The organism is Sinorhizobium prairiense (assembly GCF_029201645.2).
GTDB lineage: Bacteria > Pseudomonadota > Alphaproteobacteria > Rhizobiales > Rhizobiaceae > Sinorhizobium > Sinorhizobium meliloti_A.
The window spans coordinates 730110-744083 of the sequence record NZ_CP104131.1; the positions used below are offsets into that span (position 1 = coordinate 730110).

Here is a 13974-nt window from a genome sequence, read left to right on the forward strand (position 1 = left end):
ATGCTCCAGGTAATTGTTGCCGCTCATCCGCCTGCTGGCACCTTCTCCCCGCTTGCGGGGAGAAGGGACTCGCGGTCGGTGCCTCGCCTGTATTCCGGGGCGAGGCCTTTGCGGAAGCGTTCCCTGTCCCCGCGAGCGGAAGACGGCCAGGATGAGGGGCGATGCTTGCGACGCGGTTGAGACCGGCTTACCGCCCGCCGATGACGCCGATATAGTCGGAGACCCAGCGATGATAGGGCACGCATTCGCCCTGGCTTTCGCATTTCGTCACGGGCGTCTTCCAGAACTTGACCTTCTCGAAGTCGTCATAGCCGTTGGTCTTGCAACCCTCGTCGGTCAGAAGATCGTTGCCTTTGCAGGCGGCACCGACCGAGGGATTGGCGCCGAACCAGGCGGATACATCGCCCTGGACCTTCGGCGAGAGCGAATGCTCCATCCACATATAGGCACAGTTCGGATGCTCGCTGTCGGCATGGAGCATGGTCGTATCGGCCCAGCCCGTCACGCCTTCTTCCGGGATGACGGAAGCGATCGGCTGCTTCTCCGCTTGCATCAGGTTGACCTGGAAGGGCCAGGAGCCGGAGGCGACGACGCCCTCGTTCTTGAAGTCGTCGATCTGGATCATCGCGTCGTGCCAGTAGCGGCCGACGAGGGTGCGCTGGGTACGCAACAGATCGAGTGCGGCCTTGTACTGATCTTCGTTGAGCTCGTAAGGATCCTTGATGCCGAGCTCGGGCTTGTGCGCCATCAGGTAGTTGGCGGCGTCCGCGACATGGATCGGGCCGTCATAGGCCTGGACGCGGCCCTTGTTGGACTTGCCGTCGGGCAGCGTCATCTCCTCGAAGACGACCTTCCAGCTCTTCGGCGGCTGATCCTTGAAGGCCTCGGTGTTGTACATCAGCACGTTCGGGCCCCAGACATAGGGGGTGCCGTAATGGACGCCGTTGGCGGTGTGCCACGGGGCGTTCTGCATGCGTTCGTCGATCGTTTTCCAGCTGGGGATGAGATCTGTATTGATCGGCTGGACGCGCTTTCCAGCCACGAGGCGCAGCGATGCGTCTCCGGAGGCCGTCACCAGGTCGAAACCGCCTTCGTTCATCAGCGCGACCATTTCGTCGGAGGTCGCCGCCGTCTTGACGCTGACCTTGCAACCCGTCTTCTTCTCGAAATCGGTGACCCAGTCGTAGTTCTTGTCGGTCTCGCCGCGCTCGATATAGCCCGCCCAGGCGACGATCGAGAGCGCACCTTCGCCCTGACCGAGCTCTTTCAGCGGCTCCTGCGCCAGCGCGGGGGCGGCGAGGCCCAGCGACAGGGTAAGTGCCGTGCAGGATTTCAGGATCTGCTTCATCGGAAGTCTCCCCAGTTTCATGCCGTTAGCGGCTTTGTTCCCGGATCGAAGCGTGCCTTGGTTTCTCCGTATTCGCAAATTCATTAATCAGAATGCCGATATCGGGATTTCCGATATCGCGGTTCATCGCGGGCGGGCGCTGCGCAGCGCTTCGGCCACGCCGACGAAATCGCGCGCGGACTGTGGCAGGCTCGAACCCTTGCGCCAGACCATGCCGACCTGCACGACCGGCAGCGCCCCGGAAACGTCGCGGCTTTCGATCCGGTCGCCTTCGAGCGACCAGGGGCGGTAGACGAGATCAGGCAAAAGCGCGATGCCGGCACCGGTCGCGACCAGGCTTCTGACCGCCTCCACGGAGCGGGTGCGGAAGGCGACATGCGGACGCGCGCCGAGCGCCGTCAGGAGTTTTCCGGTATTCTCCTCGATCTCGTCTACCGTCAGCATGATCAGCGGCTCTCTTGCGATATCCTCGACCGAGATGATGTCGGCGCTGACGAGCGGGTGGCCGATCGGCAGCCACAGGCGGTAAGGGGAGGTTTCCAGGATTTCCGCCTGCAGCGCCATGCGGTCGCGCAGGTTCGAAATGACCATCACGGCGACGTCGAGCTCGCCGCCGATCAGGAGGTGCTCGAGATAGGAGCCGTTGTCCTCGATGGCGCTCACCTCGATGCCGGGGCAGGCGCGGCGGTAGCGGGCAAGCAGGTCGGAGAGCACGTAGCCGGCGACGAGGGACGTGACCCCGAGATTGAGCTTGCCGCCGCGTTCCTCGCGGCTGTCGGAGAAGCTGCGCCGCGCATCGGAGACATCGGCGAGGATCTTGGTCGCATGGCGCAGAAACTGATGCCCGTTATGGGTGATCGCCAGGCCGCGGGGGTGCCGGTCGAAGAGCTCGACCCCGAGATCGGTTTCGAGCTCCTTGATTGCCTCGGTGATCGATGATTGAGAGATGGAGAGGTTCTGCGCCGCGCGGGTGACCGAGCCCTGCTCGGCGACGGCGACGAAATATTGCAACTGCCGGAGTGTGAATGCCATGTGCGAATTAACACCGTGCGCCGCAGGGAACGCAAGCACGGCGTGAACGGCGGCAGGGGTGACGCATTTCGTCGTGCACGCCGGAGCGACGCTGTTAAGGTGCGGTGAGGGGGAATGGGATGGATTCGAAAACGACAAAGCCGATGCCGACAGAAGCGGGGATTCGCGCCTTTCACCAACGTTGCGAGGCGTTCTATCCCGCCGATGCGGTCAATGCCTCCGTCGAGCAGCAACGGCAATGGTACGATGCACTCTGCGCCGAATTCGACGCGCCGTCTCCCGAAGGGCTGACCCGGCAGGACGGGCGGCTGGCGGGACGAATTCCGGTGCGGTACTACCGTCCGGCGGAGGTCGCGAGCGAGACACGCGTTCTCTATATCCATGGCGGCGGGTTCGTCGTCGGCTCGCTTGAGAGCCATGATGCGATCTGCGCCGAGCTTGCCCATGGTGCACGGGTCGAGCTGGTGTCGGTAGACTATCGCCTTGCCCCCGAACATCTATGGCCCGCAGCCTTCGAAGACTGCTATGACGTGCTCGAAGCGCTTCTTGCCGATGGGCGTCCGCTCGTCGTCGCCGGCGACAGCGCCGGCGGCAACCTGTCAGCCGGAATCGTACTGAAAGCGAAGGCTGAGGGGCTCGCCGGCATCGTCGGCCAGGTTCTGATCTATCCCGGCCTCGGAGGCGATCTGACGCGCGGCTCCTATATCGAGATGGCCGAGGCGCCGCTGCTTTCCACCGCCGACGTCGACTATTACCGCGAGGTGCTGAAAGCGCCGGCGGATGAGCCGTTTGCGCACCCGCTGAAAGCCGCGGACCTGTCCGGGCTTCCCCGGCCTATATCACTGGAGCCCATTTCGATCCGCTGCGGGATGATGCGCGCGCCTATGCAGCCCGGCTCGCCCAGGCCGGCGTGGACGTCACCTACCAGGAAGAGCCGCAGATGGTGCATTCCTGGCTTCGAGCGCGCCACATGAGCCCCGGTGCGCGGGACGGCTTCGTCCGTCTCGTGCAAGCTGTGGCACGATTGACCGGCACGGCTTGAGTCGGCGATGAGCGGCGAGACCGATCTCCAGCGGCTGCTTGCAGAATTGGAGCCGGTGCTACGTGACGGCGAATATGTCTATTGCACGGTTGAAAGTCGTGCTGCGGCCTGGTTCGCGCTTGAGCCGATCGGAACCTTTCGCGAAAATGAGGGGATTACGCTCATCCTCGAGCAGACCCGTGCCGAGGCGGCGGGACTTTCCTATGGACCGGTGCTGCGGCTGATTACGCTGGGCGTCCATTCCGCACTCGAAGCCGTGGGGCTGACGGCGGCGGTTTCAGGCGCACTGACGCAGGCGGGCATCAGCGCCAATGTCGTCGCGGCCTATTACCACGACCACATTTTCGTGCCCACGGCAGATGCAGAAAGAGCCGTCCAAGTGTTGCGGGCGCTCAGCCACGGAAACGCGAGCGCCCGATGAAATTGCCCCTGGCTCACTCCCCCCGACAGGTCGCGGGTAGCGGGACGAGGGGCAGTCGCGCCGAGCCTCACATGAAATCCCGCCGGATCCGCTTTTCGAAGCTCTTCTCGAAGATCTTCGTCTCTCCCTCGAAAGCCTCAACCCTGGCGGAGGTGATCCACTCGCTTTGCGTACAGCCGAGGCGGGAGGTCGAGACGGTCTTCAGCGATTGCTGCCCACGCCGCGCAATACAGGTCCAGGTCGAAGCGCCCGTCATCGAGTGTGGATCGTCCGGCGCGATCGTCCAGGTTTCTTCGCGGATGTCCTGCGTCGCATTGCCCGTGCCGGGATGCTCGACGAGGCCGGTATTCTCGTAGATCCGATAATGCGTCAGGCCCTTGGTCATGTCGCGTTCGACGGTGCGGCGCGTTTCGGACGGCGAATGCTCGATATAGTGCGGCAACGGGTCGGGATTGGCCGGCTGCGGCACGACGATCTCGCGATGGTCGCCGAGAAGCGGCAGGGAAAGCGAGACGCTGGCCGTATCGATCGTGACGCCCGGATCGGTCGGCGACGGCAGGATGATCGGCCAATAGGAGGTCGACAGCGACAGGCGTATGCGGTGACCGTTGCGGAAGCGATAGCCGCAGGCATCGAGCACCAGCGTGACGCGCGTCTTGCGGTTCTTCTCCAATGGCACCGGCCTGGCATTGCCGTTGCGGTGCGCCAGGTTGAGGACGCCGAAGGCGACGCGGGTTGCCGTTCCGTCCGGATGGACATCGACGATACGCGCGACGAGATTGGCGGTTTCGGCACTGCAGGAAAGCTCGAGGTCGAGCACCGGCTGGCCGAGATAGTCCTCTGCCTCGAGCAGCGGGCGCGTGTCGAAAGTGAGCGAGCCCGCATCGTCGATGCGCTGGTCGCCGGGCATCTCGGCGTCGGGCTTCAGCGTGAAATACTCACCGGCAGCGGTGCCGGTATCGAGCGGCGAACGCAGGTAAACATCGCCGATCCCGCGCCTGGACGGGGAACCGGCCGCCAGGCCTCCCTCGCTCGAAACCGCGAAGGTCCGCATTTCCGGCGTGCTCCAGCGGTCCTTGGCGATCCAGCGGCCCGGGTCTTCATTGCGCCTGACCGCAGGCCTCGGGCCGTCGAGGATATAGGCGCGCATCTGCGGCAATTGCTCGGCATCGTTCTTTTCGTCGCGAAGCCAGCGGTTCCACCAGCGGATCGCCTCTCCGAGAAAGTCTGCTCGCGGCTTCGGCCAGGCGAAATGCGGATATTTGTGGACCCAGGGGCCGATGAGCGCCTTGGCCTTGCCGCCGAGCCCCTCGACCGCCTTGATCGGCGTGTTGCGGTAGCCGTCCGCCCATCCGGCGATCACCAGCGCCGGGATCGGAAAGCCGTCGAAATCCTCCGAGATCGAGCCATGCCGCCAGAAATCGTCGCGGCGCTGGTGCTCCAGCCATTCCTCCAGGAAGAAGGGCTCGTTCTCGAGGCGCTCCAGCCACATCTCCCGCCAGCGCTCGCCGACGAGTTCCGGATCGGGCGATCGAGACTGGTAGGCGAGCATGGTTGCCGCCCAGGAGAGTTGAGCCGAGAGATGGCAGCCGTTCTTGTAGTGGATGTCGTCATTGTAGCGGTCGACGGTCGAGGCGATCGAGATCACCGCCTTGAGAGCCGGCGGCTTGAGTGCCGCCACCTGCAGACAGTTGAAGCCGCCCCAGGAGATGCCCATCATCCCGACCTTGCCGTTCGACCAGGGCTGTGCCGCAATCCATTCGATGATCTCGCAGCCGTCGGAGAGTTCACGCGGCGTATATTCGCCGTCGATCACGCCCTCGGACTCGCCCGAGCCGCGGATGTCGACGCGAACGCCGGCAATCCCGGCGGCCGCGAAGGCAGGGTAGGTGGATTCGTCGCGTGCACAGGTTCCGTCGCGCTTGCGGTAGGGCAGGTATTCCAGGACGGCCGGCACCGGCTTCTGCTCGGTGCCCTCGGGCATCCAGATGCGCGCGGCGAGCCGGGTCCCGTCCTTGAGGGTTATCCATTCGTTTTCGATCACGGTGAAATTGCGCTCGACCATGTTGGCTGCCTCCGATCGGTGCGTGACTGTTGAGACGCGAGGCGCAGGCGGAAAACCACCTGCGCCTGCTCATTGCACTTTAGCTGTCGAACCAGACGCGGCTTCCGACGTAGCCGTTGGAAAGGTCGTTGCCGATGTCGTGCACGAAGCCTTTCAGCGAAGCGGAGGCGGCGTTCACATAATCGTTGAAGACGGGCAGGATGAGACCGCCTTCGTCCCGCACCATGAGTGCCATGGTGTGGTAGAGCTCCTTGCGCTTGGCTTCGTCAAGTTCGGAGCGCGCCTGCAGGAGAAGCTTGTCGAAGTCCTCCCGGTTGAACCGCGTGTCGTTCCATTCCGCACTCGACAGATAGGACGTGGAATAGCGGGAATCCTGCGTCGGGCGACCGCCCCAGTAGGAAGCGCAGAAGGGCTGGACGTTCCAGACATTGGTCCAGTAGCCGTCTTCCGGCTCCCGGCGTACTTCGATTTCGATCCCGGCCTTGCGGGCGCTTTCCTGGAAGAGGACGGAAGCATCGACCGCACCCGGGAAGGCGGCATCGGAGGTGCGCAGCAGGATCGGCCGGTCGTGGCCGGACTTCTTGTAATGGAAGGCGGCCTTGTCGGGGTCGTAGGCGCGCTGCTCGATGCCTTCAGGTGCCAGCGCGTAGTTTTCGTTGACCGGATAATCGTTGCCGAGCGTGCCGTAGCCGCCGAGCACACGGTCGAGAATAGCCTGCCGATCTATGGCATATTTCAGCGCGAGCCTCAGGTCGTTGTTGTCGAAGGGGGCCGTGTCGCAATGCATGAGGAAGCTGTAGAAGCCCTTGCCCGAGGTCTGCAGGATCTCGACGCGGGGCGCACGCTTCAGCAGCGGCACGGTCTTCGGATCGACGCCGTTGATGAAATGCACCTGCCCGGATGAAAGCGCCGCAATGCGGGCCGTGTTGTCGTTCATGACGATGATCTCGACGCTGTCGACATAGCCGCGGTCCGAACGCCAGTCGGCGGTGTTCTTCTCGAAGGTTGCCCGGATGCCGGCCTCGTAGCTTGCCAGCTTGTAGGGGCCGGTGCCGATCGGCGAGGCGGGGTTGTCGACGCCGCCGCCGGGCTGGATGATGAGATGATAGTCGGTCAACAGGAGGGGCAGGTCCGCATTGCCTTCCGTCAGCGTCAGGACGAGGTCGCCGGCTTTTTCCTCGATCGTCTTGACGGACCGCATCAGCCCGAGCGCTCCCGACTTGGAGCCTTCGTCGGAATGCCGCTTCAACGTTGCGATCACGTCTGCGACGGTGAGTTTCTTGCCGTCGTGGAAAGCGATGTCGTTCCGGATCTTGAACGTCCAGACCGAAGCATCCGCCGACGACTCCCAGGAGGAGGCGATCGCAGGCAGCGGAGCGCCGGTCTCGGGATGGAACTCGACCAGCGTGTCGCCCCAGAGATGGCCGATCACGAAAGATACCGAACCGCTATAGGTTGCCGGATCGAGCGAATCGGTCGTCGCTCCGCCGTCGAGACCGAGCTTCAGGTGGCCGCCGCGTTTGGGCTCCTGCGCCCGTGCCTCGCCCAAGCCGATGGAGCTCCCGATGCCGGCGGCGAGGCCGAGCGCTGCCGTGCCTGCGAGGAAGCCGCGCCGGTTGATGCCGGCCGGTACGATGAGGCCGTCGGGACGCTTCGTGAAGTCGGTCATTTCCAGTTCCCCTTGTGTGTTTTGTTCGAGAGAAACCTAACGCCTGGCAGGCCCCAGACAATTTCGCGACTTGACGCGATTTTTCGCTAGTTTACGCTGGCTGCAATTCGAGGGGTGGAGCACTTGCAGCCGGACGACACATTCGTAACAAATCTGCGTTTTGCCTGTGCGACGCGGCGCTCGATCTCCCAGATCTGCCGCGAGATCGGCATCAACCGTCAGCAGTTCAACCGCTACATCAACGGTGAGGCGCACCCCTCGGCGCACAACGTGCAACGGATTGCCGCGTTCTTCGGACTTGCGGCCGAGGATTTTTCGCTCTCACCCAAGCTGTTCGAGGCGCGCATGACCCGCCCCGAGCGGCACCGGCTGGAAGCGGGTCAGCTCCTCGAAGGGTTCCCGGGCGATGCCGCAGCCCTTCGCCACCATTTCGGCTACTACCAGACCTATCACCTTTCGCTCTCCTGGCCCGGCTTCGTGGTCTGTTCCTGCGCGCATATCTATGAGGAAGGCGGCTCGATCCGGGTGAAATCGATCGAGCGCATTCGCGACAAGGCGAACGAAATCGAACAGTTCTCGAAATATGTCGGCCTCGTCACCTTCTGGCGAAACCGCATCTTCATAGCCGAGCGCACCGTGGGGCAGGCGTCGATGCTGGCGCAGACGATCCTGATGCCCTTCGAGGTGCACCAGCGGGTCTATCTGCGCGGCACCACGATGGGGGTCTCGTGGCGCAAGGAGAACCTGCCCTACGCCTCGCGGATGATCTGGCGGCATATAGGGCTGGATCCGGACAAGCGCCAGATGCTTTCGCGCTGCGGGTTGCTTCCTTTCGGGTCGCGGCATCTGCCTTCTGCGGTCCGGCGCTTCCTGGAGACGCCGGAGGCCGAAGTGCTGACCATTCCCGCAGAATACTGACGAGTGCGCGTGGCGGCCGCCACGCGCATTCAATTGCCGGCGCTCTCCATCCGTCGCGTCTGCAGGACCTTTTCCAGCCAGCCGATTTCCATTTCGGGAACCGACTTCAAAAGCAGATCGGTATAGTCGTCGAAGGGCGGCGAAAGGACCTTAGACTTCGGACCGAAGCGCACCAGCCGGCCGCGATGCATTACGGCGACGCTGTCGGCGATTGCCCGGACGATCGCGATGTCATGGGTGATGAAGACGTAGGAAACGGCGGTTTCCTCCTGCAGCTTCAGAAGCAGGTTCAGAATGCCCTCCGCCACCAGCGGATCGAGCGCCGAGGTCGGCTCGTCGCAAAGGATGAGTTCCGGTTGGGCGGCAAGCGCCCGGGCGATCGCGACGCGCTGCTTCTGTCCGCCGGAAAGCTCGGCCGGATAACGATCGAGGAAGCGGGTGCCCATTTCGATCTGATCGAGCAGTTCCTTCACCCGCTCGGTCTTCTTGGCGCCATGCATTCCGAAGTAGAAGGAGAGCGGCCGGCCGACGATGTCGCGCACCGTCTGGCGCGGATTCATCGCCGTATCGGCCATCTGATAGATCATTTGGATCCGCCGAAGCTCGTCGTTGGTTCGCCCCTTCAAGGCTTTCGGCAGTTCCTTTCCTTCGAAGGTGATGCGCCCTTCGCTCGGCGGCAGCAGGCCGGTGATGACGCGTGCGAGCGTCGACTTGCCCGATCCGGAACTCCCCGACGACTGCAAGCGTCTGCCCCTTAGGCAGATGCATCGAGACGTCGTGCAGCACCTTGAAGCCGTTGGCGTAGCCGGCATGCACATGTTCGATCTTGAGAAGCGCTCCGGTCTGGTCCGGGGCCTCGACGCGTTTTTCCTGGCGGACGCTGACGAGGGCGCGGGTGTATTCTTCCCTCGGGGCCTCGATCACCTGCTTCGTGGTGCCGTATTCCACGGTCTTGCCGTGACGCAGCACCATGATGTCGTCGGAGATCTGGGCGACGACTGCAAGATCGTGGGTGATGTAGAGGGCCGCCGTGTCGGTCTCTTCGATCGCGTGCTTGATGGCCGCGAGCACGTCGATCTGGGTCGTCACGTCGAGTGCCGTGGTCGGCTCGTCGAAGACGATCAGCTCCGGATTGGGGCAGAGAGCCATGGCGGTCATGGCGCGCTGCAACTGTCCGCCCGACACCTGGTGGGGATAGCGGTCGCCGAAGGTCTCCGGATTGGGAAGGCCGAGGACCTCGAAAAGATAGAGCGCGCGCCTGGTCGCCTCTTCACGGCTCATGACGCCGTGACGGACCGACGCCTCGATCACCTGATCGCCGAGCTTGTGCGCCGGGTTGAAGGCGGCTGCGGCGGACTGCGCGACGTAGCAGACATTGCGCCCGCGAACCGCGTTGATGCCGCTGCGGCCGAGCTTCAGGATGTCGCGGCCGTTGAGCAGCACCTCACCGCCGGTGATCCTCACCCCGCCGCGGCCATAGGCGAGCGCCGAAAGGCCGATGGTCGACTTGCCGGCACCGGACTCGCCGATGAGACCGAGCACCTTGCCTTTTTCGAGATCGAAGGAAACGCCCTCGACCAGCGTCACCACCTTCGGCGGTTCGCCCGGCGGATAGCTCGTCGCTTCGATCTTCAGGTTCTTGACGGAAAGCAGCTCAGGCATCGCCGCGGCCTCCTTTCAGGCTCGAGGTGCGCTTCATCAGCCAGTCGACGACGAGATTGACGCAAATGGCGAGGGCGGCGATCGCTCCGCCCGGGATGAGCGCGGCCGATATGCCGAAGATGATGCCATCCTTGTTGTCCTTGACCATGCCGCCCCAGTCGGCGGCCGGCGGCTGGATGCCGAGGCCGAGGAAGGAGAGGGTGGAGAGGAACAGGATCGAGAAGGCGAAGCGCAGACCGAACTCGGCGAGCAGCGGCGACAGCGTGTTCGGCAGGATTTCCCGGAAGATGATCCAGACATTGCCTTCGCCGCGTAACCGCGCAGCCTCGACGAATTCCATCACCGCGACATCGAGGGCGACGGCGCGGCCGATGCGGAAGACGCGCGTCGAGTCGAGCACGGCCATGACGAGGACCAGGATCCACAGATGCTGCGGCAGCACCGCGAGAACGACGAGTGCGAAGATCAGCGTCGGCACCGCCATCATCAGATCGTTGAAGCGGGAGAAGAACTGATCGACGAAGCCGCCGGTGACGGCTGCGGTGAAGCTCAGGATCATGCCGAGAGCGAAGGAGAGCACGGTTGCCGCCAACGCCACGAAGATGGTCGTGCGGGCACCGTAGATCAGGCGCGAGAGCAGGTCGCGGCCGAGATTGTCCGTGCCGAGCAGGAAATCGCCGCCGGCCGGGAGCCAGATCTCGCCGACCACTTCCCGCTCGCCGAAGGGCGCGAGAACGGGCGCGAAGAGAGCGCACAGAAGCGCGATCGCGATCCCGATGATGCCTATCCAGGCACTGAAGGGAATGGATTTCAGGTTCATCGCGGGTGCCTCAGTCTCGGATTGGCGAGAATGGCGAGAATGTCGGCCGCCATGTTGAGGAAGATGTAGAAGGCCGCAAAGATCAGCCCGCACGCCTGCACGACGGGCATGTCGCGCACCGTCACGGCATCCACCATGTATTGCCCCATGCCGGGATAAACGAAGACGACCTCGACCACGACGACGCCGACGACCAGATAGGCAAGGTTCAGCGCGATGACGTTGATCACCGGGGCCACGGCATTGGGGGCGGCGTGCCGTGCGATGATGCGGAACGTGCCGAGCCCCTTGAGTTCAGCGGTTTCCACGTAGGCCGACGACATGACGTTGAGGATGGCCGCGCGCGTCATGCGCATCATATGGGCGAGGACCACGAGCACGAGGGTCGCGACCGGAAGTGCGATTGCCGAAAGGCGGTCCATGAAGCCCATGCTGGCGTAGACGGTGGCCGGGAAGGTGGCGACCCCCATTTGACGGCGAAGAACATGATCAGCAGATAACCGATGAAGAACTCCGGCAGCGAGATCGCCGCAAGCGATATCACGTTGATGATCTTGTCAGGCAGGCGGTTGCGGAATTGCACCGCGAGCATCCCGAGTCCCACGGCCAGCGGTACGGAGACAAGCGCCGCGAAGAACGCCAGGAAGAGCGAGTTGCCGAGGCGGTTGCCGATCTGCTCGCTGACGGAATTCCTGCTCGCCCAGGACGTGCCGAAATCACCCTGCACGGCGCCGCCGAGCCAGCTGAGATAGCGCTCGCTCCAGGGGCGGTCGAGCCCGAGATCCTTGCGGATGTTCTCGACAGCCTGCGGCGTCGCCGACTGGCCGAGATAGGTGGTGGCGAAATCGCCGGGCAACGCCTCGATGCCGCCGAAGATCATCAGCGACACGGCGAAGAGCAGGCCGACGCTCAGTCCCAGGCGCTGAAGGATCAGCGCCGCGAGAGGACGGCGAAAGGCGAAGCGCCGCCAGAACGTGCCGCCGAGCTCGTCGGCGGCCGGGTCGGGTTTGGCTGGGGCACCGGAAAGATCGGGGGACCGCAGGGCTGTCTCGCCTGCGGTCGCATCCGTCACGACCGGACCCGTGATCGGTCCGCTTTCCATCATCAGGCGTCCAGCCATACCCTGGTCGCGACATAGCCGTTCGACATGTCGTTGCCGATGTCGTGGACGTAGCCCTTCACCGTTTTGCCGGCCGCGTTCACGAAGTCGTTGAACATCGGCAGGATCAGGCCGCCTTCGTCGCGCACCATCATCGCCATGGTGCGGTACATGTCCTTGCGCTTCGCTTCGTCCAGCTCGGAACGTGCTTCGAGCAGGATCTTGTCGAAATCCGGACGCTTGAAGCGGGTATCGTTCCAGTCGGCTGTCGAGAGATAGGCGGTGGAGTACATCTGATCCTGGGTCGGACGCCCGCCCCAATAGGATGTCGAGAAGGGTTGGACGTTCCAGACGTTGGACCAATAGCCGTCGCCCGGCTCGCGCTTGACCTCGATCTCGATGCCCGCCTTCTTGGCGCTCGCCTGGTAGAGGACGGCGGCATCGACCGCGCCCGGGAAAGCGACGTCCGAGGTGCGCAGCAGCACCGGACCGCTATGGCCGGATTTCTTGTAGTGGAATGCCGCCTTGTCCGGATCGTAGGCGCGTTGCTCGATACCTTCGGGGAAGAGCGCATAGGTGTCGTTGATCGGGAAGTCGTTGCCGACCTTGCCGTAGCCGCCAAGAATGCGCTGTACCAGCGTCTCGCGATCCATCGCGTATTTCAGCGCCATGCGAAGGTCGTTGTTGTCGAACGGCGCCGTGTTGCAATGCATGATGAAGACGTAATGTCCTCGGCCCGACGTGTTGAGGATTTCGACGGTCGGCGCCTTCTTCAACAGGTTGACCGTCTTCGGGTCGACGCGGTTGATGAAGTGGACCTGGCCCGAGGACAGCGCCGCGATGCGCGCCGTCGCGTCGTTCATCGCGATCAGTTCGACGGAATCGACGTAGCCGCGGTCGGTGCGCCAGTCGTCGGCATTTCTTTCGAATGTGGCCCGCACGCCCGGCTCGAAGCTTGCGACCTTATCAGGGGCCGGTCCCGATCATCGCGTCGGGATTGTCCGTGCCGCCGTTCGGCTGGATGATGAGGTGATAATCGGTCAGCAGCAGCGGCAGGTCCGCATTGCCCTCCGTCAGCGTCAAGACGAGCTTGTCGCCGTCGGCCTTGATTTCCTTGATTGATTTCATCACGCCGAGCGCGCCGGACTCGGACTTTTCGTCCGTGTGTCGCTGCAGGGTCTTGATGACGTCGTCGATCGTCAGTTCCTTGCCGTCGTGGAATTTGACGCCCTTGCGGATCGTGAAGGTCCAGGTGGCGGCGTCGGCGGAGGGTTCCCAGGATTCTGCAAGCGCCGGCACCGGTTCGCCGGTCGTCGGGTGGCTCTCGACGAGCATGTCGCCCCAGTTCCGGCCGACCACGAACATGAATTGCGACAGCGCCTTTGCGGGATCCCGCGAATCGGTGGCGGCTGCCCCTTCGAGGCCGAGCTTCAGGTGACCGCCGCGCTTCGGCTCCTGCGCCGCGGCGCTGGACGCGAAGAGCGTATTCGCCGTAGACACGGCAATGCCGAGGGCGGCGGCGCGTCCGAGAAATTCACGCCGGTTCATTTTGCCGAGCATGACCTGACGTGCCAAATAGTCTTTGTAATCGCTCATTCCCCTGTTCCCTTCTTCAGCCGGCATTCGCCGTTCGTTGTGATTGGTAGAGTGTTCGCGTATTTGCCATCGGTCGAGATGGCCGGAGGTGGTTTGCAGTCCACCGGGATCGTCTCTATCCTGACCTCCTTGTCGTCTCTTTGCGCGTTATCCGCGTTGTTCATCCATAAGGCTAAACGCTTGGACGTGGCTTGTAACGTCCTAAATTATAAATCTTTTCCATAAGCATGTCTTATGGAAAGACTGCTCAGCCGCACGCGCCGGTGCTCGCGACGCGTCACGCTGAAGGCCGGCATCCTCCG

The 13974-nt window shown here is 63.5% G+C and carries 7 protein-coding genes and 4 pseudogenes; 3 read left to right on the forward strand and 8 right to left on the reverse strand.

What is annotated here, in order from left to right:
- Positions 1 to 187 precede the first annotated feature (187 nt).
- Both N0Q91_RS06160 and N0Q91_RS06165 read right to left on the reverse strand, forming a co-directional pair.
- Positions 188 to 1348: an ABC transporter substrate-binding protein gene (locus tag N0Q91_RS06160; RefSeq protein WP_275597604.1), complete on the reverse strand. Its 1161-nt coding sequence runs from the start codon at positions 1346 to 1348 to the stop codon at positions 188 to 190.
- 123 nt (positions 1349 to 1471) lie between these two features.
- Entirely contained in the window at positions 1472 to 2380 is a 909-nt protein-coding gene (locus tag N0Q91_RS06165; protein WP_018095549.1) for a LysR family transcriptional regulator, read from the reverse strand.
- A gap of 119 nt (positions 2381 to 2499) precedes the next feature.
- On the opposite strand from N0Q91_RS06165, the pseudogene N0Q91_RS06170 reads away from it, so the two are divergent.
- Both N0Q91_RS06170 and N0Q91_RS06175 read left to right on the forward strand, forming a co-directional pair.
- Positions 2500 to 3422 (forward strand): annotated as a pseudogene (locus tag N0Q91_RS06170) (alpha/beta hydrolase).
- Positions 3423 to 3429: 7 nt separating this feature from the next.
- Entirely contained in the window at positions 3430 to 3843 is a 414-nt protein-coding gene (locus N0Q91_RS06175) for an ACT domain-containing protein (protein ID WP_127711298.1), read from the forward strand.
- Positions 3844 to 3910: 67 nt separating this feature from the next.
- Here N0Q91_RS06175 and N0Q91_RS06180 read toward each other — a convergent pair whose 3' ends face one another.
- On the reverse strand, positions 3911 to 5908 hold the full coding sequence (locus N0Q91_RS06180; RefSeq protein WP_275597605.1) for a CocE/NonD family hydrolase: 1998 nt from the start codon (positions 5906 to 5908) through the stop codon (positions 3911 to 3913).
- Positions 5909 to 5987: 79 nt separating this feature from the next.
- The gene (locus N0Q91_RS06185) at positions 5988 to 7577 is read right to left on the reverse strand and encodes an ABC transporter substrate-binding protein (protein ID WP_275597606.1); all 1590 of its coding nucleotides are present in this window, start codon (positions 7575 to 7577) and stop codon (positions 5988 to 5990) included.
- Positions 7578 to 7700: 123 nt separating this feature from the next.
- Here N0Q91_RS06185 and N0Q91_RS06190 point away from each other — a divergent pair, with 123 nt between their 5' ends.
- Complete coding sequence (locus tag N0Q91_RS06190) at positions 7701 to 8495, forward strand: helix-turn-helix domain-containing protein (RefSeq protein ID WP_100671976.1); 795 nt, start codon at positions 7701 to 7703, stop codon at positions 8493 to 8495.
- 29 nt (positions 8496 to 8524) lie between these two features.
- Here the strand turns inward: N0Q91_RS06190 and N0Q91_RS06195 are convergent.
- From N0Q91_RS06195 to N0Q91_RS06210, 4 genes and pseudogenes are all read right to left on the reverse strand, one after another.
- A pseudogene (locus N0Q91_RS06195) lies at positions 8525 to 10157 on the reverse strand (ABC transporter ATP-binding protein).
- Complete coding sequence (locus tag N0Q91_RS06200; protein ID WP_100671758.1) at positions 10150 to 10977, reverse strand: ABC transporter permease; 828 nt, start codon at positions 10975 to 10977, stop codon at positions 10150 to 10152. Before N0Q91_RS06200 ends, N0Q91_RS06195 begins: the two are co-directional and overlap by 8 nt.
- Positions 10974 to 12097, reverse strand: a pseudogene (locus N0Q91_RS06205) (ABC transporter permease). Before N0Q91_RS06205 ends, N0Q91_RS06200 begins: the two are co-directional and overlap by 4 nt.
- Positions 12082 to 13672, reverse strand: a pseudogene (locus tag N0Q91_RS06210) (ABC transporter substrate-binding protein). Before N0Q91_RS06210 ends, N0Q91_RS06205 begins: the two co-directional pseudogenes overlap by 16 nt.
- Positions 13673 to 13974 lie beyond the last annotated feature (302 nt).